The following is a 25816-nucleotide window of genomic DNA, read 5'->3' as shown; positions in this document are numbered from 1 at the left end:
AATGGTATGATAAATTGATTTCTAGCTATTCCATTGGAAATTTCCTAAAAAAGGAATAAATCTTGTAATTATTACTATTCTCGTCCTATTGCTAATCTTCAATTATTAAAGCTTGATTACATTTTATCTGTTGAAAATACACCTTCAGTAATTTGTAATTTCTTTCCATCCTTATCTTCCAAAACACCATCAAAAGTTCCCGATAGTAAGATCATGGTTGAGTCACCTTTAGTATTAGTAACATTAAAATTTAAAAAATTTTCTCCCTTTTCTCCTTTTGTAAAATAAGTATGTCCATTTACAGTGAAATGTACCGTCCCTTTATCATCACCATCTAGTTTATAGCTTCCCGCACCTGTCATATTTTTAATTTGCATGGAAACGAATAATCCATTTTTATTACTAGCTATAATAATTCCAATTGGGAATTGTGTTGTTGTCCATGATTTAACTTTGTCAGACTCAGCAGTAATCAGTTCTCCATTGGCTTTGAATGAAAAAACACCTGTAAATATAGTTGATCCGGATTTTGATCCAGCTAAACTCTTGGTTCCATTATTTAATGCATCTGATTTTTCATTTTGACTTTTAAATTTACAAGCAGTCAAAAGTGTTAGAATTAAAATTAGAATATTAAAATATTTCATATGAATGTTGTTTATGGACTAAGTTAAAATTAAATATGTAAATGAACTTTTATTTTATAAATATATTAAAGAATAAACTTTGATCATTCAGTCAATTGAACTTTTATTTGAAGTTCAGATAGCTGATCATCTGTTAAAAAAGAAGGTGCATCTATCATGACATCCCTTCCTTGATTGTTCTTTGGAAATGCTATAAAGTCTCTAATTGTCGAAGTCCCTTGCATGATAGAACACACTCGATCCAAACCAAATGCAATTCCCCCATGTGGTGGGGCTCCATATTCAAATGCTCCTAACAAAAACCCAAATTGTTCCTCTGCTTCTTCTGGTGTAAATCCCAACAATCCAAAATTAATGGATTGCAATTGTCGATTATGAATTCTTATTGAACCTCCGCCTAACTCAGCTCCGTTTACTACTAAATCATATGCATCTGCTCGGATACTTGAAAGCACATTTTTATCCTTGGAATGCATTTTTTCAATATCGTTTGGCAGCGGACTTGTGAATGGATGATGCATTGCAAAAAATCTGTTTTTATCTTCGTCCCATTCAAGTAAAGGAAAATCAAGAACCCATAATGGCTTAAAATCATTTGCTTTAATTAAATCCATTCTTCGACCAATCTCTAACCGAAGTTCTCCTAATTGTTTTAATGTTTTTTCGCGATTTCCGGACAATATGAACATTATATCTCCTGAGGCTAGATGAATGTTTTCTGCTATCGCTTTTATTTGGTCCTCTGTATAGAATTTTGCTATTGTTGATTTAATGGTTCCATCTGAATTCATTTTTATATAAGCAAGTCCTTTGGCTCCAATTTGTGGTCGCTTAACCCATTCCGTAAGTTCATTAAGCTCTTTGTTAGAAAATCTACTTTCTAATCCTTTTACAATAAATCCTGTGACCAATTCTGCTTCATCGAATACTGGAAACCCATAACCTTTAAGTAAGTTAAGATCAATAAATTTTAAATCAAAACGCAAATCTGGTTTATCCGAACCATAATATTTTATTGCATCGTCATAACTCATTCTTGGTAAAGCTTCCAATTCAAAATCTAAACACACTTTAAATAAATGTCTCATTAATCCTTCGAACATATTTAATATATCTTCCCGCTCAACAAACGACATTTCACAATCTATTTGAGTGAATTCAGGTTGACGATCTGCTCTCAAATCTTCATCTCTAAAGCAACGGACTATCTGAAAATATTTATCCATACCTGCTACCATCAACAATTGTTTAAATGTTTGGGGTGATTGAGGTAGAGCATAAAATTGACCACCATTCATTCTGCTTGGTACAACAAAATCACGGGCGCCCTCAGGCGTACTCTTTATTAAATACGGCGTTTCAATTTCTATAAATGCATTTTGACTTAGGTATTTTCTAGTTTCTAGTGCAATCTGATGCCGAAACATCAATTTCTCTTTTACAGCACTTCGCCTGATATCAAGATACCTGTACTTCATTCGAATATCATCGCCACCGTCGGTTTGATCTTCAATAGTAAATGGAGGAACTTGAGAGGTATTTAGAATTTTAAATTCGTTTACCTGAATTTCAATTTCACCAGTAGGCCGATTCAGATTCTTATTACTTCGTTCACGCACGATACCAGTGATCTGTATAACATATTCCCTTCCTGCTTTACGGGCTTGTTGGCACAACTCCTCATTCTCCTCCATATTAAAAGCTAATTGAGTAATTCCATAGCGATCCCTTAAATCAATAAAGGTCATCCCACCCAAATTTCGGGCTATCTGAACCCATCCGGCTAGACTTATTTGTTCGCCGATATGGGCAGCTCTTAGTTCTCCACAGTTATGACTTCTATACATATTTTCATTTTATTGGGCAAAATTACATTTTAAATAAGTCTTTTTGATTTGATATTGATTGATATCCGATACAATCTTTCATATTGTTAATTTCTGGAATGATAAAAATTTGCAACCTATTGAGGTCTATAATTCTAAAATCGAATAAAAAGTACCATTTAGATGACAAATAATCAGAATTAAGACTTGTAGTACTGCAAGCTCGAAAGATCTAAGATCCAAATGATTATATTATTGGCTTACAAACATTTATACGCCATGTTTCTTGGTTTTTATCACTTTTTTAATTTATAATCCTTATCTTTGCGTCCCTTTTGAGGAAAAGACCACTTGATTTTAGAATATGACTAAAAATAGAATTTTATACATTACCCAGGAAATAGATCCTTATTTAGATTTAGATGGCATTGGTAAATTAATTCAGAAATTACCGTCTTTTGCCCAAGATAATGGGATGGAAATCAGAATATTAATGCCTAGATTCGGGACCATTAATGAAAGAAGACACAGGTTGCACGAGGTGGTTAGGCTATCAGGTATGAATATCATCATTGATGATGATGATTATGCTTTAATCATCAAGGTAGCTTCTTTACCAGGTTCGAGAATTCAGGTTTATTTTTTAGATAATGATGAGTTTTTTAAACGCAAACAGGTTTTTGAAGACGAAGAAGGTGTAGCTTATCCTGATAATCAGGATCGTATGATTTTCTTTTGCAAAGGCGCTTTAGAGACCGTTAAAAAATTTGGTTGGCCACCAGATGTAGTTCATTGCCATGGCTGGATGACCAGTTTAATACCTTTTTATTTAAAAACGGTCTATAAAAATGATCCAGTTTTTAAAAACTCAAAAGTTATTTTTTCTATATATGATAAGGTTTTAGATAGTAGTTTTAGTGATGATTTTTTCAAAAAAGCAGCTATAAACAGTCTTAAATCCGATCAATTAAGTGCTTTTAAAAATGGTGATGGCATTTCTTTACATAAAGGTGCTATTCAATTTGCAGATGGGTTAATCCAAGGTAGTCCAACTATTGATCAAAATTTGATGTTAGCTATTGAAGCTTTGAAAAAACCATTTATTCAAACTCCGGAAGAAGACTTTCTTCAAACATACATTGATTTTTATAAGACTATTTTAGCTTAACTTGCGTTATCTATCGATGATTAATAGATATAATATGAAATTTCAATCCATAGGAGTGGTTAGCCTAATTTTGGCTGTCTTTTTTCTTAATTCTTGCAATACATTTGAAGATTTTGGCGCTGACCAGCTTTCTAATGAATGGATCAATGCCAAAGGGATAGATACTTTTAATTTTTCGGTTATTCCTTTTCAACAAGACAGTGTGGTTTCAGCCTATAGCGGAATACCCTCCACTTTTTTACTTGGTAATATCTCAGAGCCTATATTAGGTAAAATGGAAGCAGGATTTTGCACACAATTGCGATTTGTTCCAGAAAAGGAAAGACTTTTTCTAAAAAACACCATTGATTCGATTGTTTTGAGTCTAAGGTATGATACCTCAGAATTTTATGGAAACTATAAAACTCCAATGACCGTTGAAGTGTACCCTTTAACTACTCAGCTGTCAATCGGAACCAGATATTATTCCAAAGATAAATTTCAATATGGCACCACCAAATTAGGGTCTTTGGATCAATTTGTTCCAAATCTTGACTCGGTTAAAATTACTACAAATAAAATAGAATATAGCTTTGCCCCTCAAATGAGGATCCCAATAGATACTGGCCTTTTTATGAATATTCTTAGAACAGCGCCTGATACAGTTTTTACAGCAATTGATAGTTTTTTAAATTATTTTCCTGGTTTAGCTATAGTTGCAAAACAAGCCAATTCTATGGTTTCTGTTTTTCCAGCAAGCAGTGATAGCAGATTGACCATTTATTATAAGGGTGATACTTCACAACTGCAATTTACGTTTACCATGTCAAGTTCAGCGGCAAAGGCTCCTTTTATGTCAGTTGATCCTGTGGGTACTCCATGTCAAGATTTTATTTCTAAAACATTATCTGGAGATAGTCTAATATTTATACAAGGTCTTAATGGAACTGACGCAAGGATCACCATGCCCTATGACTCAAATTGGTCTAATCGATTAATTAATTATGCTGTTTTGGAGTTTTATGTAGCGAAATTACCAGGTGACCAATTAGACATTTATGCTCCATGTGATATTTTATTTCCTCAAGATCTAAGTTCTGGAAAACCGGTCAACACCAGAGACTTTGAAATTGCCAGAAATGCTTCACAAGATTTATTAGATTTAAACCGATACACCCAGGTGATTGGTGGTGATCCTGTTTTAGTACAGGTGAACGGCCAAGATGTTTATAGATATAAAATGAATATTACTGCTCATTTTAAACAACTCCAAAAAACAAAAAAATCTTTGGATTTATTACTTAGTCCTTTATTTAAAACAGAGTCAGCTAATCGAGTCGTTTTATATGGAAATAAACATTCTCAATATAGGGCGAAATTAAATGTGATTTACTCAGAATAATTAATAACATATTATATTTACACGTAATATGTGTGGAATAGTTGCTTATATCGGAAATAAAAATGCTTATCCTATCTTAATTGAAGGATTGCAGCGCCTTGAATATAGGGGTTATGATAGTGCAGGAATTGCACTCATGACCAATAAAATAGATGTATTCAAGAAAAAGGGTAAAGTTCAGGAACTGGTTGATTTTACAGAGCAAAAACATTTATCAGCTCATGTAGGAATGGGTCATACCCGTTGGGCAACCCATGGTAAACCAGATGACATTAATGCTCATCCTCACTATTCAGGATCTGAGCGGTTAGCCATTATACATAATGGTATTATTGAAAACTATGCCACCATTGCAGAAGCTCTAATTCGACTGGGACACCAATTTATTAGTGAAACAGACACTGAGATCTTAGTCCATCTGATTGAAGAAGTACAACAACGTGAGCAATTGACATTGGTCGAAGCCGTTCGCAAAGCTTTATCCAGAGTAATTGGAGCCTACGCGATAGTTGTTATGGATAGAGAACAGCCAGATGTAATCGTTGGGGCCCGAAAATCAAGCCCTTTAGTAGTAGGAATTGGTGATGATGAATATTTTATTGCTTCTGATGCCACACCAATTATACAATATACGAATAAAGTGATCTATCTAAATGATGAAGAAATCGTAGAAATATCACTCAAAAATGGCGTTGAAATAACCACAATCAGCAATGAAATTCAGGAGCCCATTATTCATGAATTGGATATGAGCCTTGATCAATTAGAAAAAAGTGGTTTTGCTCATTTCATGATGAAAGAAATCTATCAACAGCCCCAGACCATCTCAGATTGCATGAGAGGTCGCCTCAATGATGTAGAAGGTTGGGTAAGATTGGGAGGATTGGAAGAGCACAGCAACAGAATAGCAAATGCTAAAAGAATCATTATCGCTGCATGTGGAACCAGTTGGCATTCAGCTCTAATTGGTGAATATATTATCGAAGAACTCGCTAGAATTCCGGTAGAAGTTGAGTATGCTTCTGAGTTTAGATATCGAAATCCAATTCTTGGACCTCAAGATGTGGTCTTAGTTATCTCTCAGTCCGGTGAAACAGCAGACACGCGAGCGGCAGCAGAATTGGCTAAAGAACGAGGAGCTTTGGTTTATGGCATAGTCAATGTAGTCGGTTCATCCATAGCTAGATTAACGGATGCAGGATCATATATACATTGTGGTCCAGAAATAGGCGTTGCTTCTACCAAAGCCTTTACTGGTCAGGTTACCTTGTTATCTCTAATGGCTATGGTTCTTGGGCATAAAAATGGTTCATTGAGTAATTCCTATTATCATCAGCTCATTGCAGAATTAGCAAAGATCCCATCAAAAGTAGAACAAGTCCTTGCTACTAATGACCAAATTACTTTTTTAGCTGGAGAAATTAAACACACAAATAATGCCTTGTATTTAGGAAGAGGATATAACTTTCCAGTTGCACTTGAAGGGGCACTTAAACTAAAAGAAATATCCTATATTCATGCAGAAGGTTATCCGGCTGCTGAAATGAAACACGGCCCCATTGCCTTAATTGATGAAAATATGCCGGTCATTGTAATCGCAACTAATAAAAGCGCTTACGAAAAAATTGCTTCAAATGTCCAGGAAGTAAAAGCCCGTAAAGGAATGGTGATTGCCATAGTTGCGGAAGGCGATCAGGAAATTAAAAAAGTAGCGGATTATTGCATTGAGATCCCTAATACCATAGAACCTTTGACTCCTTTATTGTCTGTAATTCCATTACAATTGTTATCTTATCATATTGCAGTTATGCGCAATTGCGATGTAGATCAACCTAGAAATTTAGCCAAATCAGTAACAGTAGAATAAATTATTAAGCCATGCGAGACGTACAATTTGTTTATAATACACAATTGGAAGAACTTATCATTCCTGAATATGGAAGAAATGTTCAGGAATTGGTGCGTCATTGTAAGACTATTGAAGATAATGAATACAGACATGCTTTTGCTGAATCTATTTTAGATCTCATGCAAATCATGACCCCATACAATCGAAATCTTGAAGAACACCGTAAAAAATTATGGCACCATTTTTTTAGAATTGCCAAGTATGATATCAATATTACGCCACCACCTGGAGTAACCCCAAGTCCCGATTTAGATTTTGTTAAACCTGAAAAAATTCCATATCCTGGACGCGCAGAACGCTATCGTCATTATGGCAATTATGTCAATGCTATGATTTTAAAAGCGATCGAACTTGAAGATCCAGCAAAGAGAGAAGCTTTTTCAGTACTTATTGCTAGTTACATGAAAACGGCTTATAAAAACTGGAATAAAGAACATTATGTAAATGATGATATCATTAAAGAAGATTTACATAATATGTCCAAAGGAAAGTTGGTCTTACCTGATGATGTTACACTTGATTCTAATGTTTCGTTTACTAGACATCAACGAAAGCCAAATTTCAAACCTCGAAATCAAAGCAATAATAACAACAATAGAAATTTCAATAAAAATCGATTTAAATCAAATTCTAATAACAACAGAAGACCACAATAGCGAACAATAGCATTTTATAATATTAATTAAATATCATGTCTAATATCTCCGGTAAAATCGCATTGGTAACAGGTGGAAGCCGAGGAATCGGTGCTTCTATAGTGGAACATTTAGTTAAGGAAGGTGCAGATGTTGCATTCACTTATTTGTCCTCTCCTGATCGAGCAACAGCATTAGTAGATCAATTACAAAGCCATGGCGTTCGGGTCAAAGCATACCAATCCAATGCTTCTGATCATACCCAATGTAAAGACCTTATTGCTCAAGTTATTCAAGACTTTGGGAAAATAGATATTCTGGTTAATAATGCAGGAATCACTAGAGATAATTTGCTGGTGAGAATGACTGAAGAACAATGGGATGAAGTGTTAGATAGCAATCTCAAGTCTGCCTTCAATTTATGCAAATATGTCCTGACACCTATGATGCGTCAGCGCTCAGGATCCATCATTAATATAAGTTCAGTAGTCGGTGTATTTGGAAATGCAGGCCAAGCCAATTATGCTGCTTCTAAGGCAGGTATGATTGGATTCACTAAATCTATTGCTAAGGAAGTTGCTTCAAGAAATATCCGATGCAATGCTATTGCTCCGGGATTTATTGAAACAGAAATGACGCATGTATTGGATGAAAAAACCAAAGAAAATTTTCTGAAAAGTATTCCACTTGGTAGACTCGCTCAGGCATCTGAAGTGGCTAATGTAGTCTCTTTTCTCGCATCGGATCAATCGAGTTATGTCACAGGTCAAGTGATTAGTGTGTGTGGTGGGTTGAATATGTAGTAATTTTTAACAGAGTCATAGAGGTTTCATTTATTTTATTCTATATTTGGTGAATAATATCCAAGGTGTATTTGGATTTTCACTGACCCTATTAAATTCACTATGATAAAATTTAGAACTATGAAATATACATTCAATCTATTATTAATTCTAGTATTCAATCATTTACAAGCTCAAAATGAAGACTGCATCTCAGCTTTGCGTCTATGTAATAAAAATCAAATTGTTATCAATTCAATTATTGGTGTTGGCAATGATGACCAAGAAAGTGTTGGTAGTTGTTTGGATGTAGGTTTAGGAATATTTAAAGATGCACCAACCAATTGGTTCTACTGGCTTGCTGAAAATGATGGAACATTAACATTCACTATAACCCCTTATGATACAACTGATGATATTGACTTTGCATTATATGAGTTACCAAATGGGATTCATAACTGTAACGATAAGTTGGTTTTGCGCTGTAATGCAACTTCGCCACCTTGTGCCTGGAAAACAGGTTTGAATCTAATATCTCAAGACTCTATGGAAAATTTTAATTGTGATTTTGGTGAAGATGGATTTTGCAAATTCATAGAAATGCAAAAAGGGCATTTTTATGGCTTAATGATCACTGAATTTTCAAGTATTCAGGGTGGAATGACAATAGATTGGGGAGGAGATGGATTGTTTTCTAATTTTGGGTGTAATTCTTCAAGTGTAGAAAATCCCACATTAGATTTAAATTTTATTATGAATCCTAATCCTGTTGACGATCAATTATTAATTTCATTAATCAATAATTCAAACGATGATGAATTAACATTCTCTATTTCAAATCTGGATGGTAAATTGATCAGTTCGTATAAAGTAAATAATAGAAATGATTTCAAAATTGACGTGAGTCAGCTTAAACCTGGAATTTATATTGGTGAATGTTCTAATAAAAAAAATGCGGTATTAAAGAAATTGTTTATAAAAAATTGATGGTGGACTTTTTTTACATTGAATAACTTTTACAAAATAATATCATTCCAATTTTTAATCGTTAATCCCTAAGACTGCTAAAGTCTTTTTATTTAAAAATCCAATAGGAAGATTTCTTGATTCTTGAAAAGCTTTCAACGCCTTTTTTGTTGAAATATCAAATAACTCATTTCTTTCATCTAAAGGATAGCCTAAATTGATTAAAGCTAGTTTTAATTGTTTAATTATTGTAGAATTTACCTTGTTGTCACATACTACCTCTTCCCATTCAGTAAATCCTAATTTATATGGACAAGTTAACACTTCCATTTTTTCAATCCTAAAACTTTTTATAATATTGGTATCTAATACGATATCAATTTCAAAGGGATAATTAGGGATAAAAATAGCCGAATCCTTAAATCTTTTGTAAAAATTGAATTCTTTATCTGGTGAGATATTTAAGATAAATAAACTTTTATTGGATTTACCGAATAATAATGGAACTGGCATTTCAGAGAGAACACAATTATCCCCATAATCTATTATTTGTCGTTTGCATTTCTCATAGCAACATCCTGCCTTGGCGTCAGGTATGTCAAAACTTTGACTAAATAACATTAAACTCGAGCAAATGAAAAGCAAAAAGATTAATTTCAAAATAAACTATTTGTTGATCTAATAATAAACTAGCATATAAATTTTACCAAAGGTGATCAATTCTATTAATTTGCAACAAATAACTTAACGATAAAATTATATTGTAGATAATATACTTTCTCCCTTCCTAATCCTTACACACACTACTTTAAATTCAGGGCACTTCGCAATAGTATCACTAACATCTGAAGTAACTATATTCACAAACAATTCTGGAAAATGAAAGGTCGTGCTAATGACGCCTTGTTTCACTTCATCCGTTATGTGCGCTTTGATTTCTATTTGACCTCGTGCGGATTCAATGATCACTGGATCGCCTTCTTCGAGATGATAAGTTGCGGCATCTTCTGGATTGATAAGGACCAAATCTTCGGTAATGATTTCAACATTTCCTGTACGTCGTGTCATAGTCCCTGCATTGTAATGTTCAAGGACTCTATTAGTTGTTAATATTATTGGAAAATCTTCACTGTTTTCTAGGATTTCAGGTGATTCTGCAAAGGCGCTGAATTCAAATTTTCCTTTACCTCGTTTGAAGGTATCTATGTGCAAAATTTTAGTATCAGAACCATCCGGTAGTACAGGCCATTGTTTTCCATTTTCTCCAAGTTCATCCCATTTGACTCCGGCAAAAAATGGAACGATTTGAGAAATTTCTTCAAGCATGGTTTTAGCAGAATAATCGGCTTGTTTATAACCCATCCTATTCATGATATCTACCATGATCTGACCATCTATTTTGGAATCACCAATGGGTTTTACCACTTGATTGACTCTTTGAATTCGTCGTTCTCCATTGGTAAATGTCCCTTCTTTTTCCAGAAATGAAGCCCCAGGCAACACAACATGAGCTAGTTTAGCGGTTTCAGTTAGGAAAATTTCCTGGACGATTAACAAATCCAGAGATTTAATGGCTTTAATTACTTTATTCGTATTTGGATCTGATTGAACCAAGTCATCTCCCATGATCCAAAGTGCTTTAAACTGACCAGCTATGGCAGCATTGTACATTTCAGGGATTTTTAAGCCAACTTCAGAAGGCACTTCCACACCGTAAAAAGTACTGAATTTGGCCTTGATTTCCGGTAAAGTAACATCATAATACCCTGCAGCCTGGTAGGGTTGTGCACCCATATCAGCCATACCCTGAACATTATTTTGACCTCTTAATGGATTGACCCCACAACCAGGTTTTCCAATATTTCCGGTAATCATAGCAAGATCCGCAATCAGCATTACGGTATACGTCCCTTGAAAATGTTCTGTTACTCCCAGTCCATGGAAGGACATTGCTAATGGTGCAGAAGCATAAGCTAATGCTGCTGCTTTAGCTTGCTCACGAGGAACACCTGATACCGATTCCAATTCTTCGATATTCAGGCTTAATATATTGGCTTTAAAATCTTCAAATCCTTCCGTTCTATCCTGTATAAAGGATTGATCTAATTTATTCTCTGTGACGATGTAATACAACATCATACTTAATACGGCTACATTGGTACCGGGCCTCAATTGTAAATGGTGGGTTGCTAATTTAGCTATTTCGGTTCGTCGGGGGTCAATAACTATGGTGGTCTTGCCTTTCATAGCATGTTGACGCAATTTCGCACCTGTTACTGGGTGACCTTCAGTAGGATTCGCTCCAATGATTAATACAGCTGACGTTAATTTTAAATCTTCAATTGAATTTGTTGCAGCACCTGTGCCAAATGTTCGTTGCATTCCAAGGGCTGTAGGTGAATGACAGACTCTTGCACATCCATCTATATTGTTAGTTCCAATAACGGCTCTAATAAATTTCTGCATCAAGTAATTCTCCTCATTGGTACAACGCGAAGATGAAATTCCACCGATGGCATTTGGTCCAAATGTTTTTTTAATATCAGTCAATCTTTTCGCAATGTAATCATATACCTCATCCCAGGTAACACGTTCTAATACCCCTTCAGCATTGCGTATCATAGGATATTGTAATCGTTCCGGGTGATTGTAAAATCGAAACGCATATCGACCTTTTAAACAAGTATGTCCTTGGTTTACATCTGCATTATAAGGTGCTTGAATACTTAATATGTTGCCACTTTTAACACTTACTTCAAGATTACACCCAACACCACAATAGGTGCAAATTGTTCTAACTTTATCCTGTCCAACTAATGCCTTAGATTGAAATACATCTGAAATAGCTGAGGTAGGGCATGCCTGTGCACAAGCTCCACAACTTACACATTCAGACTCCATAAAAGATTGGTTCATGCCTTTAATAATACTTGCATCAAATCCACGGCCCATAACACTTAATACCAATTGGCCTTGAACTTCATCACAAGCACGTACACATCTGTAACACATAATGCACTTTGACATGTCTGAAGTCATATAAGGATGACTATTGTCTTTCTGACGATCCAAATGGTTTTTTCCTTCGGGGTATCTAACTTTCCGTATACCAACCCGAGCGGCTGTATCCTGTAATTCACAGTTCCCATTAACCTCACAGGTTAGACAATCCAAGGGGTGGTCTGTTAAGACGAGTTCCATGATATTTTTGCGCAACTTTTGAATGGATTCCGTCTCAGTAAAAACCATCATGTTCTCTTCAATTGGTGTATGACATGAAGCCACAGCTTTTAGACCACCATTTCCAGGACGGGTTACTTCCACACTACATACTCTACAAGCCCCAAATGGTTCTAAATTGGGTGCGTCGCAGAGCGTAGGAATATAATCTTTCCCAAAATGGCGTTTTACGAAAGCTAAAATGGTTTCTCCATCCTTTATTTCATAATCTTGACCATTTATTTGGGCCATTTTCAATTTATTGGCAGTCGAGGTGGTTTTTGAAAGTACCGAAACATCAGATTGCATATAGATAGTTTATAAGTTTGTACAATAGCGTTTAATCATTTGAAATAAGGTGCTAGTTCGTCTTTAAAATATTGAAGTGCATTATATACAGGTAATGGAATTCCACCACCTAAAGCACATAATGAACCTCTTTTCATCGTATCCAAAAGATCATTCATCAATTGGATATCAATTTTGTACTGAATGTCTTGTTGGGCTTTTTGTATCAATTCTTTACCTCGGGTAGAACCCAATCGACAAGGAAAACACTTACCACAACTTTCATGAGCTGTAAAAGCAAATAAATGTTCCAAATATTCTATCATGGGATAAGATTCTGGAATGCTTACAATGGATGCGTGACCTAACATAAATCCAGCCTGTGCAAAACCTTCAAAATCTAATGTCAATTCGTCTATTTGTGAAATCGGGACTAAGCCACCTAATGGACCACCAATATGAAGCGCTTTTGTTGGCCTTGAAAAACCACCGCCTAAAGTTTCAATGGCTTGTCTTAGCGGAGTTCCCATGTCAACTTCATAAATACCTGGATGTTTAAATCCACTATCCAAGGAAATCAATTTTGTTCCAGTTGATTTTGCAGTACCAATTTCTGAATATGCTTTGCCACCTTGAGTCATTATATAAAATAAATTAGCAAGCGTTTCTACATTATTAACTACCGTCGGCTTTCTAAAAAGGCCTTCATGAACTGGAAAAGGAGGTCGTACTCTAACCTCAGGTCTTTGGCCCTCAATAGAAGAAAGTAAAGCTGTTTCTTCACCACATATATAAGCACCCTGTGCTTTGATAACTTTGAATTCAAAATTGAATGGACTTCCAAAAATACCTTCTCCTAAGATGCCAGATTCTCTAAGTTCTAGAACGGCTTCATTAATTTTATCTATGGATTCAGGATATTCTGCTCTGATGTAGACTACACCTCGATCAGCGCCGGTCATATAACCCGCAATCCACATTCCAATGAGCACAAGCATTGGTTGGCTTTCAAGTAAGTATCGATCCGAATAGGATCCTGGATCCCCTTCGTCTGCATTACATACAATAAACTTTCGCGGTCCTTTTGATTTCGAACATGCATCTAGCTTAAAGGCCATGGGAAATCCAGCCCCACCGCGACCACGTAATCCAGAGGTTTTAAGTTCTACAAGTAATTCTTCCGGAGATTTAGACAATAAGACTCGTAAATCAGGTAAAATATCCTGAAGATTTTTAGGTGTTGCAGTTAACACCTGTTGACCCAAAGCTTTTACTTGATAATGGTCTACTCCATTTTTCTGTGTACCATTAAATATTGAATCCAATTGATCGGATTGATCCCCTGAATAATTAACGCCATCAAAATGAAATGCGCTATTCTCATGACACCGACCCAAACAACACATTTCTCCAATTTCGGAATCATTAAAATATTGACTTAAATTCTTTTTGACTTGATCTTGAGTGCCTGCAACTAAGCAAGCCGAACCATTGCAGGTATAGACTTTTTTGCCTTTGTTTTCTGGTCTTGTAAAATCATAAAAGGATGCTGTACCAAAAACATTGGCAGTGCCCATTAGAAATTCTTCTGCCACTTTTGCAGCATCTTCTGAAGATAGACTTCCATCTTTTTCAGCCAAAAGACCGATATATTCAAACAGATTATCTGTAAGTTCCTTCCGACCTGATAGGTGACTTAAGTTTTTTGACATAATTTAGATCAATGAATTATGGGTGAAAATACGCCGATTCAAAGACAGATGAATACAAAATCAATAATTTTTGATAATAAAATCTTTTTATTATAAAAATTATTATATAACATTTTTAGATGTCAACAACAAATTCGCTAATGTGAGGTGTGCCTCGAATGAAAAGAAATCTCTTTTAGAGTCTAAGTTGTAGTAACGTATTTTCTTAATTCAGACGGAGACAAGACAAGGACAAAACAAACAATTAGGATGACCCGAGGATAAGCCGTGGATAAGACGTGGATAAGTCCAGGATACTTGCTGGAGAGTTGTACTTTTGAAAAAGCATTCCTTTATTAAATCCAACACCTAAAAACACAGTAAAACCTATATTGCCAAATTTAGCAGTGATTGGTATGGGCCCAAATATCATTTTTCGATTCCTCCCGAGGGAAATGGTATGCACGAATCATTCCTATGACATTTTAATGAGAAATGGGTTTTAATTAAAATCTAGAGAAAACCACCTTCAGTACAATTTTTACAAATTTCGATTTGATCTCTTCCGGACAAAATTTGATTTCTAAACTTATTATAAGGCGCCCCATGCCAAATGCTTTGGAAGTTTTGCTCCGGCATTTTACCCAATTGATGCTCCGCGTCTTTATCAAAACAGCAAGGGACCACCCGACCATCCCAGGTTATAACACAGCCTTGCCACATACGCCAACATTCATTGAGAAACCTATTTTTTACTCTGTAAGACCCGTCAGTTTCTTTTTGATATCTGCTATATATAGATTGTTCTGGAATCAGATTTGATCCATTGGTATAGTCATAAATTTGTGCGGTTTTCAATACCAATTGATTTGCACCCAGTGATTTAGTCAAAGCTTGGATTTCTGGTATTTGATGTTCATTTGGTTTGACCACAAGAAATTGAATAACCACAAGTGGTCTTTTACTTTTTAACTTTTTCTTGGCCTCTACTATATTTTTGATTCCTGAAATCACTTTTTCAAGTTTGCCCTCAATTCGATATTTCTCATATGTTTCCTGGGTGGTTCCATCCAAAGATATGATTAAACGATCCAATCCACTTTCAACCGTTTTTATACAATTCTCGGGGGTAAGAAAATGACCATTTGTGGAAGTCATCGTGTATATATTACGATCATTGGCGTATCGAACCATGTCTAAAAATTCTGGGTGTATATAAGGCTCACCTTGAAAGTAGAATGTTAAGGCAGTAAGATGATGATAGACCTCATCAATATAATTTTTAAAAAATGACGACTTTAGATTTCCGGTTGGTCTGGTAAATGAACGAAGTCCAGATGGGCATTCGGGACATTTTAAATTACAAGCCGTAGTTGGCTCAATGGATACCGTGATGGGCATACCCCAATGATGTGATTTGCCTAATAATTTAGAATAATAATAAGAAAGGAAAACTTTAAGGGCATTCAAAATTCGAGTGTAACTTAATTTTTTAAGTATGAATTGAGTTTCTAATGATAGGAGTGCCATATAGATGCAAAGATGTAAATAGATTTGATTTTAGTTTGCCGCTTTTGCCATCTATATTTTAAATCAGAAACTTTGAATGTGAATATCTTTGTCCAAATTTCGTGAATGAAGTATTTAATCATTGGCTTGGGTAATATGGATAAAGAGTATTTTGGTACCAGGCATAATATGGGTTTTGAAGTAGTTGATGCCCTGGCTATGGAAAAAGGGGCTACATGGAGTTCAGATTCTTTGTGCCACAGAACCACTATTCGTCATAAAGGACATCAGTTGATTTTGATCAAACCCACCACATTTATGAATTTAAGCGGAAAGGCGGTAAAATATTGGATGCAGAAGGATCATGTAGATGTAGATCAAATATTGGTTGTGTTAGATGATCTCAATCTTAATTATGGTACGATCAGAATGAGGTCCGGAGGAAATGATGGTGGCCACAATGGTTTGAAAGATATTGACCTACAATTAAATACGAATCTATATCCTAGATTAAGAGTCGGAATTGGCAATCAATACGCCAAAGGTCATCAAATCAATTATGTTCTTGGAAAGTGGAACAAAGAAGAGATAGAAATTCTACCTAAGATAACTGCATTATGTGGCGAGGCCATACTTAGTTTTTGTGCATCTGGCTTAAATGTTACCATGAATCAATACAATTCAAAAAAAATAGAATAATGAGCTTAATTAATAGCCTTCCAGGACCCATCTGTTAATCCTATTTGGAATAAAATTAATGCGTTGATCATTGATTTTAGTTTTGAAAATATCAAAATTGCATCATTTTTATATCATGGGTCCAAATAAGTTCAAAATATTTAGTGAAATTTTATAAACAAAATACTTAACTCATTTTTACTAATTTTATATTATTTTATTAAAATACAATTATTTATATATATATAATATTGATAATATTACAAATAATGATGCATTATTATTTTTTTCAAAATTTTTTTGTGAAATAATATTACATATTAGTTAAAAAATATATATAATTTTGTTTTTATATAAAATACACTGTTATGCAAGGTTGGAAGAAAGTTATGACAATTCGTGACCATTACTTGGCAGAGCTTAAACGGCTCCAATTAACTAAAAATGGAATTGAGGCTATGGTCATGCCCAAAGAAAAAGGATCTATACAACTATCCATGAATGTCATTGACCTTTATGTAAAAGAAGGCCAATACGAAATTGCTTCTATTCTATTGTTTGAAAATGAAGAGGATTAGCTCTTAACTTAGCTCAATATGATGCTAATCTAACGGCTAAAAGGTAAGAACAGAATTCTTGCTGTATATCCATACCCATAAGGCAAGGAAAAGAAACAAGAAAACGAGGAAGAAAATGAAACATCTACCCTTACTGCCTTTTTTTAATTCTTTGACTTCCATGAAGTGATTTTATTCCGCAAAATAAACCTAAAAAGCTATTTTAACCAAAAATACTTGGGCTTTTCTTTAAAATAATATTTAATTGCCCTAAAATCTTAAATATTCTGTATAATTGAATTTGTATGATAATGTCATTTTTACTGATACATAGCCAGTAACTTTCTCTGAATTATTATAATTCCATACATTTTTTTTAAGCTAAGTAATGGTCAAGGTCTAATAAGTAGAACTAATTCGTATTTTTCTTTCATTATTTGGGGAATAAACTTATTAAAATTGTTTTTCTGGGGAGTAATCTATCCTAGTCACATAATTTTTTAATATATAGAGGAATAATTCAATATCAGTTACATCTCATAAATTAGCTCTATAGCCCTATATTTAAACGTTAATGTTTCAGCATTGGCATTTATATTACTTTTATCAAAGAAGTACAGTATATTATCATGGTGATATTCAAGAATATTTAGTACGGTATTAAATTTACCTAATTTCAAATCTAATCCTCTCCCCAGTGCCCTCACTTGGTTAAATTTCATGAAATATGGAATTGGATGTACTGCATTGTTCATCAAGACGAAGTTAATATCTATATATACATGTCCAATTGCATAGTTCTAGGCTAATTCATATATACTCCATGTTCTTCGCCAGGAGACTACTCCTTATTCTGGCATTGTGATGATTTTGTTGGTCACTTCCTTAAATGAGGTAAAGCTTTTTGAAATAATAGTACTTCAAGAAGATTTAAATTCCTCTTTCATGTCAAAATTTTAATATGGATTAGAATTTGAATTAAAGAGTGCCTCAATCCGCGAAGGAATAATAACCAGAATTGGGTATTATTATTAGATAGTCAAACATTGGAAATCCAACAACTTACAAGTGACTTGAAACCTTTTAGTAAGTTTAATATCAATTTAAATAGGTTTAAATTTTTCGGTTTGGTAAATATTGGCAAATATTAAAGCAAGAGCCTTTCCGATAAACAGCAGTAAAAGTATACTGATATCGATGTAGTTATATGTTACTCCACCCCTGTATAAATATAAGTATCAATTTACCCGATATTATCTGCTTAAAAATAGGGCAGTGAATTCTTCGAATAATTTCATATCAACACTCCAATGTTGACGTAGAATCAATTCTTCAACTTTCGAATTGTTGATTTTTGGATAATAAGTTGATTCGTATGGCAAAAGGTAAAATCTTGTGTTAGATTAATTGTTCCCTAGGTTAGTATGAAAGTCCTAACCAAATTCAAGCTAATCTTTGATCTTTGACATAATTTATTAAAAAACCTGAGATAAAAGAGAAAATCGATTCTTTGATGTTTATTAAATTTTAAATAGCTTAAAAATGAAATCCAAAAAAATGGCTAATAAACTAATAATGCGTTTAAAGTTAAAATATAAATTTACATACAAATTATTGAATTAATTTCAAGAAATAGATAGAATTTAAAAATTAGTTATCGGTATTCTCTGAATTCCATAGGTGTTTACTCTCAATTTTGTCAATAAATTTGAAAAATACAAATATATAATTTATATTTGTAAACTTAATTTAATGTTATCAAAATAACTAGCAAAATTTAATATTTTCAATCTTAATATAACTATTATGAGAACTTAATTATTTTTTCATCTATAACTTTAGAATTATGTTGTATTGAAAAATCAGAATGGTATTTAAAGCCTGAAATTAATTCAAATTATGAAACAAAAAAAATAAATTGGATGCTTAAAAATTATTTTGAAATTGAATGATTAGAAATACGATTATTTGAATAGTATCTTCTCACCGTTTATTTTTAGGATGATAAGTAAACTTCTTTTTTTAACTTATTTGCGAGCAAAAATTAAATAAGTATATTTTTTTATTAATCAAGATTCAAGAAAAAGCGTTATCTATTTTAAATATTAAATAATTTGTATGAAATTTAAAGGACTTATTTTAATTATTGGAATTTATAGTATTACGTATTTACTTGAAAATAAAAATTATCAAATAAGCTATGACAGTTTTGGTTATTATGCTTATTTACCTGCGTTTGTCCATTTAAAAGATATCAAATTAAAAAATACACAAATACTTGACTCATTAAACAAATTGGCTGATCCCAATTTAGCGCTATACCAAATCTATAAAGTAAAAAATTCTGATAACTCCGTTATTCGTTATCCAATTGGTTTGGCTGTAGCTTATTCTCCTGCTTATTTTATAGGTTATTTTATTAGTAGTTGTCTTGGAATAGATCACGAATTCGGTTTTAACTTAATTTTTAAGAAATCTGTATTTTATTGGTCATTTCTAATATCCTTAATTGGAATATTTTTTTTATTTAATTTTATCAGATTTTATTATAATGAATTGATTACATCATTATGTGTTGGACTGATAGTTTTTGGAACTAATTATTTCTTTCATTCCTTCATGCATGGTCATGGTTTAATGAGTCATAATTATCTATTTACTTTATATTCGATACTGCTTTATGTTACCCATCAATATTATATAAAGAATTCGTATAAATATCTTCTGTTTATAATTCTTGCGTGTGCTCTAATATTAATTGTTAGAAATTCGGAAATATTTTGTTTTCTAATACCATTATTGTATGGAGTTAATTCTTGGGAAAAGATTTGGAAGAACATAAATCGATTAATTGAAAAACCTATAAAATTGATTCTAGCAATATTACCTGGACTGGGTGTTGTCTTTATACAACTCTTGTATTGGAAAATTGTAACTGGTCAATGGATCTATTATTCCTACCAAGATAATCAAGGTCAAGTCCTTGAAATTACTAAGCCCTATATCCTGGAAGTATTTCTTAGCGCAAGAAAAGGATTATTTATATTTACCCCATTGTCAATATTAATGATAATTGGAATATTTTATTTAAAAAAAGTACATACAGAATGGCTATTTCCAATTTTAATTTTTTCCATAATAAATTTGTATCTCATTTCCAGTTGGACTTGTTGGTGGTATGCAGAGTCATTCGGGCAAAGAACTATAATTCCGATGTATTCAATATTTGCTCTTGGATTTGCTGCATTTTTATCGAACCTAATTCAAAGAAAAATTACCTATAAGGTAATAGCTTTTTTAGTGATCATTGCAATAGTTATTTTGAATTTATTTCAAACATGGCAAATTCGACAAGGTATTCTTACATCAAATTATATTAGTAAAGATTATTATCTAAGCGTTTTTGGTCAAACAACACCTGTTACAGAATCACAGAAAGAATTACTCCTCCAAAAACCGATAGATGGATTTATACCTAATGATAAAGGACCTAATCTTGAATTATTTAATAAGGAATTTACCTACTCCATTGGAATTACAGATAGTATTACGCTAAATTCTAATAAGATAAGTGGTGTATTGTTAAATTCAAATAACCCATATTCAGCGGGATTAAATATTCCAAATAAGTATTTAAATAATTCAGAGTTTAAGTATATGCATATCACTGGGTGTATTGGATTAACTAGAAGTAAAATTCCAAAATTTGGGATTGTTTCAAATATGGAACGAAAGGGTAATCAATATAATTGGTTTATGAGTCAACCTCTAGTAAAAGAGGAAGTTAATAGAGATACTCAGTTTTTATCCTATTGGCTGATGTGTCCGAAAATTGATCGTGATAAAGATTTATTTAAGGTATTTATATGGAATCCAAGCACTGATAGTTTATTATTCTATGGACTTAAGGTTGATGTTTATTCCCCAAAAATTAAGAAAAATATTTTTTTCTGGTAGGAATTAGTATTTTTATTGTACATTCGTAATAAAGTAAATAAATTTATGGCAAAAATTGTAAAAGCGTAATTTAATTTTTGACATTATTTTATAATTTATCTTGTTGGGAGTTAGTGAATATAATTATTGTATGAATGTAAGAAGTAATATGTTTATAGTTAAGTTTAATATAATATGTCATTCACTGATTAGTAACTTAGTTAAATTTGTTTTGTAACTATTTTTAATCATGTTAGGGATAGAATATTAAAATTGGATCATGATAGTTATATTGTGTTTGTTATTTGTACTTGTTGTTTTGAATATAATTCTAATTCAGCGCAATGATAAAATATTTATTAATATTAAAACTAAGTACAATATGATATTAACAGAACATGAATTGAATACTTACTTATTTGAGTTACGAAATTTTAAAAAAATTTGTTATTACTCATATTACTTATCAATTTTGTTTACAACTATTGTTGGTTTTATATCGTTAGTAAAAGTATTGTCACAGTTTAATTTTAATATGAATCTATTGAAATATATTTTATTAATTTTGGTAGGAATATATTTAACGTCTTCTTTAAAGGAATTATACAAAGTAGCTAGTCAGGAACTTGAAATAATTTATAATAGACTATCACAAGTTAAAAAATTAATGCAATTCAACCAAATTCAAAATAATATTACACAAAATCGTTTGGTATAATTAATAATGCCATAATCACACAGTACTTTTGATATTAAACTAAAATCAAATATTAAATTTGAGCTCAAATATAATAAATCTATTGATTGTTTAAAGTGCAATTTAAAATTTGCTGCTTTAGTTTGAAATTTGTTAATGCACTAAAAGATCAATTTAGCGTCCATCAATCATAAATTTTAAATAAATCTTGTAATTCGGAAGATTAATTAATTCTTGAACATCATATTTAGAAATATTTCTTTTGTCATATTCTTTGCATCTTCAGTCTCAATCCTGAAGGAAATAATTATCCCTATATTTCCAAGCACAGCTAGCCTAATATCATCATGCAGATGTTGTATGGATTAATATACTAGTACAAAACCTACTTTGAACTTAAGAAGTTCAGAAAACATATTAACCAAAGACAAAGTAGTAAAATTATGGATTTCATCCATGTAAACCATAAATGGATTTCTGTCTCCTTCATCAACATCAACACGACTAAATGCAACCGAAGTTATAGAAGTAATAAATATAGCACCGAGTATATGAGCAACATCAGCACCTACATGACCTTTGGATAAATTAACTAAAATAATCTTTTTTTCATCCATAGCTTTGCGGAGAGATGCTTCCTATATATTTTCAATCATTACTATTTTAATAACTGGATGAATTAATATATCACCTATCTTTTTCATCACTGTTAATAAGTCGTATTTTTGATATTCATAAAATTCTCTTTTCTAGAACTTCTTAACACGTTCACTTTTAACATACTTAAGTGCATTTCTTCTAAATTCCTTATCAAACAATAATACAAAACTACCTAAAATGGTAGCTTCTGGCTGTTCCAGTAAAGTTAGGATTGCATGTCTTATCCCCATCCCCAATTGTTCAGCCTCTATACTCATTTATTAATATTCAGCTCCACAAATTGGTTTACTTTAGTCTATTGTCTATAATTAGCTGATCGAATTGCACAAATTAATTGGCGTAATACTTTACTTTGTGCCCAGTAAGCTATTGTTAAATCACTTGAACTATATATGGAATGAAAAAGGTAATCCTCAGAAATAATAAGACGATATCCATAATTAGACAACACCCATGGATATTTTCAGGTGCAATACACAAAAAAGATGAAGGAATTCAAGAAGGTGATTTGGTTTATGTCTATGATAGTTCTGATGTACAACTAGGTTTTGGCCAATACCATAATGCCAGTATTGCTGTAAGAATATTATCGTTTGGACCTGGTGAATTTGTACCTACTTTTTGGCATTCAAAATTTGAAGCTGCGCTTCATTTGCGTAAATCCCTTGGATTAGGCCGGGAATCCGAAACAAATGCCTACCGTTTAATTCATGGTGAAGGGGATGGATTATCGGGACTAATCGTTGACATCTATGACGATGTTGCTGTAATTCAGACCCATACCGTTGGAATGAATCGCTGTATCAACCAAATATCAAATGCCATAACATCACTTTATGGAGAAGAAATCAAACACATATATAATAAAAGCAAAGAATCATTACCCAAAGCTTACAGCCAAAATATAAACAACAGTTTCCTTTTGGGTAATAAGGAAGAAGTAATCATTAAAGAAAATTATATACTATTTAACATTAATATAGTTACTGGACAAAAGACGGGTTTCTTTTTAGATCAAAGGGAAAATAGAGCCTTACTGACCCGTCTGGCCCGATCTAAAACTGTATTAAACACCTTTTGTTACACAGGAGGATTTAGTCTTTATGCACTTTTAGGTGGTGCTAAAAAAGTAGTTTCAGTTGATTCATCAAAAAAGGCTCTTGAAGAATTACAAAAAAATATTGCACTAAATGAATTGGAAAATGCCAACCACGAGGCTTTAGAAGCGGATGTTATCCCGTTTCTTAAAGACCTGACTTCAGATGAATTTGACATTATAATATTAGATCCACCCGCTTTTGCAAAAAGCTTAGAAAAGCGTCATAACGCCATACAAGCCTACAAACGCATTAATGTGTTGGCCATGCAAAAGATCAATTCAGGAGGATTTTTATTGACTTTTTCTTGTTCGCAGGTGGTGACCGAAGAATTGTTTTACCACACGATTGTTGCTGCCGGAATTGAAAGTCAACGAACTATACGTGTTATTAGAAAATTATCCCAAGGTCCGGATCATCCTGTTAGTTTATTTCATCCTGAAGGATCTTATTTAAAAGGATTGGTGTTGGAAGTTATATAACAAAGTCCTCAATGAATCAAGAGCTATTTCCATTTTTAACTTTACAGCAATTAGATCATACCGATCAAGGCGAGCAAGTTTATATAGATATGATTCAGGGAAGGGTTGAAGAACTATTATCTCAGGATCCAAATCTTTTATTTAGTTATTTATATCGGCTTGATATTGATGAAAGTATCCTTCAGCATATATTAAAAACCAGTGGTCCTGATTTTATAGCTTACAATCTTGCCCATGAAATTTGGCGTCGCCAGAAAACGAGGCTTCAACACAAAGCGAGCATTTCCATAAACAAAATCAAGGAACCGGGTTGGGAAAATTGGTAAAAAGTCTTTACTATAGTATTAACAATCAATATTTTATATCATTTTACTTGATTTTTTAATACAGTCTATTTGGTTATTTGAAAAGGAAAGTTTATCTTTGCATCCCTTTTTGAAAATAAATATTATATAAATAATGCGTCATTTAGAAGTAACCTTCATCGTGGATCCTGTTCTGTCGGGCGATGAAGTTAAATCGACAGCTCAGACGTACGTGGAAATGCTCCAAAATGAAGGAGCTACTATTGTCCATGTGAATGAGATTGGATTGCGTCCATTGGCCTATCCAATAAACAAACGCTCCACTGGAGTATACTACTGCATTGAGTTCGCTGCCGAAACTGGAACATTTATCGGTAAGCTTGAGCTTGCATTGAAACGTGATGAGCGCATCATGCGCTTTCTGACTGTAAAACTTGACAAATTTGGAGTTAAGTACAACGAGGACAAGAGAAATGGAAAGATTGGTAAAAAGGTACACAAAGCGCCAAAAGAGCCGGCACCTGTGTATACTCCTAAAGCAGCATATGTACCACCGGTAGATATTATTGCAGAAGATTTAGAAATCATTTAATTCATTAGTCACACAAATTAATTTAAAACAAAATGGCAACTAAAGACGAAATAAAGTTTTTAAGTAATCCAAATATCGGAAAACAGCAAAAGAAATATTGCCGTTTCAAAAAATTTGGACTCAAACATATAGATTATAAAGATGCAGATTTTTTGATCCAATTCATTAACGAACAAGGGAAATTACTACCTAGACGTTTGACTGGAAACTCATTAAAATATCAACGAAGAGTAGCATCTTCAGTTAAAAGAGCACGCCACTTAGCCATTCTTCCATTTGTTGCGGACTTACTTAAATAATTCACCTAAAAACTTAGTTTATGCAAGTAATTTTATTGAAAGATGTCGATAAATTAGGAGACAAACACCAAGTGGTGAATGTTCGTCCAGGCTACGGCCGTAATTTTTTAATTCCACAAGGATCTGCACTACTTGCTAATGATAGCAACATGCGCAGATTAAATGAGCTAACTCGACAAGATGAAGCTAAGGAAAATAAAAAAATAAATGTTTATAAAGAGATGGCTGATCAACTTAAAGATGCCACTCTGAAAGTAGGAGCAAAAACTGGAACCAGTGGTAAGATTTTTGGTAGTGTTACCAATGTTCAAATTGCTGCTGCACTCAAGGACCAATTTAATATTGAAATAGAACGTAAAAAAATCCACATTCTTGAAGAAGTAAAAGAATTGGGAACCTATGTAGCTCAACTTGATCTACACAAACAAGTTATCGTTAAAGTCAATTTTGAAGTGGTTTCTGAATAGAAATAATATTAAAAAATTTTAATAT

Annotated in this window: 22 protein-coding genes; 14 read left to right on the top strand and 8 right to left on the bottom strand. The window is 33.0% G+C overall.

Features of this window, described 5'->3' with window-relative positions:
• Positions 1 to 116: 116 nt before the first annotated feature.
• Together IPK88_07205 and aspS are read right to left on the bottom strand one after the other, a co-directional pair.
• Complete coding sequence (locus IPK88_07205) at positions 117 to 647, bottom strand: hypothetical protein (GenBank protein ID MBK8243195.1); 531 nt, start codon at positions 645 to 647, stop codon at positions 117 to 119.
• An 83-nt stretch (positions 648 to 730) separates the two neighbouring features.
• Positions 731 to 2494 carry an aspartate--tRNA ligase gene (gene aspS / locus IPK88_07200; GenBank protein ID MBK8243194.1) on the bottom strand — a complete coding sequence of 588 codons (1764 nt, stop codon included), beginning with the start codon at positions 2492 to 2494 and terminating at the stop codon, positions 731 to 733.
• A 343-nt stretch (positions 2495 to 2837) separates the two neighbouring features.
• Between aspS and IPK88_07195 the strand changes: the two genes are divergently transcribed.
• The 6 genes from IPK88_07195 to IPK88_07170 all read left to right on the top strand — a co-directional run bounded on the left by IPK88_07195 (position 2838) and on the right by IPK88_07170 (position 9335).
• Entirely contained in the window at positions 2838 to 3641 is an 804-nt protein-coding gene (locus tag IPK88_07195) for a glycogen/starch synthase (GenBank protein ID MBK8243193.1), read from the top strand.
• Positions 3642 to 3675: 34 nt separating this feature from the next.
• On the top strand, positions 3676 to 5022 hold the full coding sequence (locus IPK88_07190; protein MBK8243192.1) for a DUF4270 family protein: 1347 nt from the start codon (positions 3676 to 3678) through the stop codon (positions 5020 to 5022).
• A gap of 28 nt (positions 5023 to 5050) precedes the next feature.
• The gene (gene glmS / locus IPK88_07185; GenBank protein ID MBK8243191.1) at positions 5051 to 6889 is read left to right on the top strand and encodes a glutamine--fructose-6-phosphate transaminase (isomerizing); all 1839 of its coding nucleotides are present in this window, start codon (positions 5051 to 5053) and stop codon (positions 6887 to 6889) included.
• An 11-nt stretch (positions 6890 to 6900) separates the two neighbouring features.
• Entirely contained in the window at positions 6901 to 7587 is a 687-nt protein-coding gene (locus IPK88_07180; protein ID MBK8243190.1) for a DUF4290 domain-containing protein, read from the top strand.
• 35 nt (positions 7588 to 7622) lie between these two features.
• Positions 7623 to 8369: a 3-oxoacyl-[acyl-carrier-protein] reductase gene (gene fabG, locus IPK88_07175; GenBank protein MBK8243189.1), complete on the top strand. Its 747-nt coding sequence runs from the start codon at positions 7623 to 7625 to the stop codon at positions 8367 to 8369.
• A gap of 120 nt (positions 8370 to 8489) precedes the next feature.
• A complete protein-coding gene (locus tag IPK88_07170) occupies positions 8490 to 9335 on the top strand; it encodes a T9SS type A sorting domain-containing protein (protein MBK8243188.1) in 846 nt (281 codons plus the stop codon).
• A gap of 54 nt (positions 9336 to 9389) precedes the next feature.
• On the opposite strand, the gene IPK88_07165 is transcribed toward IPK88_07170, so the two are convergent.
• From IPK88_07165 to IPK88_07150, 4 genes are all read right to left on the bottom strand, one after another.
• Positions 9390 to 9974 carry a peptidoglycan-binding protein gene (locus IPK88_07165; protein MBK8243187.1) on the bottom strand — a complete coding sequence of 195 codons (585 nt, stop codon included), beginning with the start codon at positions 9972 to 9974 and terminating at the stop codon, positions 9390 to 9392.
• Between the two features lie 96 nt (positions 9975 to 10070).
• On the bottom strand, positions 10071 to 12785 hold the full coding sequence (fdhF, locus tag IPK88_07160; protein MBK8243186.1) for a formate dehydrogenase subunit alpha: 2715 nt from the start codon (positions 12783 to 12785) through the stop codon (positions 10071 to 10073).
• A gap of 92 nt (positions 12786 to 12877) precedes the next feature.
• Positions 12878 to 14533 (bottom strand): NAD(P)H-dependent oxidoreductase subunit E, encoded by a 1656-nt coding sequence (locus IPK88_07155; GenBank protein ID MBK8243185.1) that lies wholly within the window; start codon positions 14531 to 14533, stop codon positions 12878 to 12880.
• Positions 14534 to 15025: 492 nt separating this feature from the next.
• On the bottom strand, positions 15026 to 16042 hold the full coding sequence (locus IPK88_07150; protein ID MBK8243184.1) for an SPASM domain-containing protein: 1017 nt from the start codon (positions 16040 to 16042) through the stop codon (positions 15026 to 15028).
• Between the two features lie 105 nt (positions 16043 to 16147).
• Between IPK88_07150 and IPK88_07145 the strand changes: the two genes are divergently transcribed.
• From IPK88_07145 to IPK88_07135, 3 genes are all read left to right on the top strand, one after another.
• A complete protein-coding gene (locus tag IPK88_07145; protein MBK8243183.1) occupies positions 16148 to 16720 on the top strand; it encodes an aminoacyl-tRNA hydrolase in 573 nt (190 codons plus the stop codon).
• Positions 16721 to 17067: 347 nt separating this feature from the next.
• A complete protein-coding gene (locus tag IPK88_07140) occupies positions 17068 to 17277 on the top strand; it encodes a DUF2007 domain-containing protein (protein ID MBK8243182.1) in 210 nt (69 codons plus the stop codon).
• Positions 17278 to 19374: 2097 nt separating this feature from the next.
• Positions 19375 to 21213 (top strand): hypothetical protein, encoded by a 1839-nt coding sequence (locus IPK88_07135; GenBank protein ID MBK8243181.1) that lies wholly within the window; start codon positions 19375 to 19377, stop codon positions 21211 to 21213.
• Between the two features lie 1041 nt (positions 21214 to 22254).
• On the opposite strand, the gene IPK88_07130 is transcribed toward IPK88_07135, so the two are convergent.
• Positions 22255 to 22506, bottom strand: coding sequence for a hypothetical protein (locus tag IPK88_07130; GenBank protein MBK8243180.1), 252 nt, complete (start codon positions 22504 to 22506; stop codon positions 22255 to 22257).
• A 132-nt stretch (positions 22507 to 22638) separates the two neighbouring features.
• A complete protein-coding gene (locus IPK88_07125) occupies positions 22639 to 22806 on the bottom strand; it encodes a hypothetical protein (GenBank protein MBK8243179.1) in 168 nt (55 codons plus the stop codon).
• 140 nt (positions 22807 to 22946) lie between these two features.
• On the opposite strand from IPK88_07125, the gene IPK88_07120 reads away from it, so the two are divergent.
• The 5 genes from IPK88_07120 to IPK88_07100 all read left to right on the top strand — a co-directional run bounded on the left by IPK88_07120 (position 22947) and on the right by IPK88_07100 (position 25791).
• On the top strand, positions 22947 to 24128 hold the full coding sequence (locus tag IPK88_07120; GenBank protein MBK8243178.1) for a class I SAM-dependent rRNA methyltransferase: 1182 nt from the start codon (positions 22947 to 22949) through the stop codon (positions 24126 to 24128).
• An 11-nt stretch (positions 24129 to 24139) separates the two neighbouring features.
• Complete coding sequence (locus IPK88_07115) at positions 24140 to 24454, top strand: hypothetical protein (GenBank protein ID MBK8243177.1); 315 nt, start codon at positions 24140 to 24142, stop codon at positions 24452 to 24454.
• 133 nt (positions 24455 to 24587) lie between these two features.
• The gene (rpsF, locus tag IPK88_07110) at positions 24588 to 25025 is read left to right on the top strand and encodes a 30S ribosomal protein S6 (GenBank protein MBK8243176.1); all 438 of its coding nucleotides are present in this window, start codon (positions 24588 to 24590) and stop codon (positions 25023 to 25025) included.
• A gap of 32 nt (positions 25026 to 25057) precedes the next feature.
• On the top strand, positions 25058 to 25324 hold the full coding sequence (locus IPK88_07105; protein MBK8243175.1) for a 30S ribosomal protein S18: 267 nt from the start codon (positions 25058 to 25060) through the stop codon (positions 25322 to 25324).
• 20 nt (positions 25325 to 25344) lie between these two features.
• On the top strand, positions 25345 to 25791 hold the full coding sequence (locus tag IPK88_07100; GenBank protein MBK8243174.1) for a 50S ribosomal protein L9: 447 nt from the start codon (positions 25345 to 25347) through the stop codon (positions 25789 to 25791).
• Positions 25792 to 25816 lie beyond the last annotated feature (25 nt).

Origin of the sequence: Candidatus Defluviibacterium haderslevense (assembly GCA_016712225.1) — a bacterium.
GTDB classification, from domain to species: domain Bacteria; phylum Bacteroidota; class Bacteroidia; order Chitinophagales; family Saprospiraceae; genus Vicinibacter; species Vicinibacter haderslevensis.
This window is presented reverse-complemented; position numbering and strand designations above follow the sequence as displayed.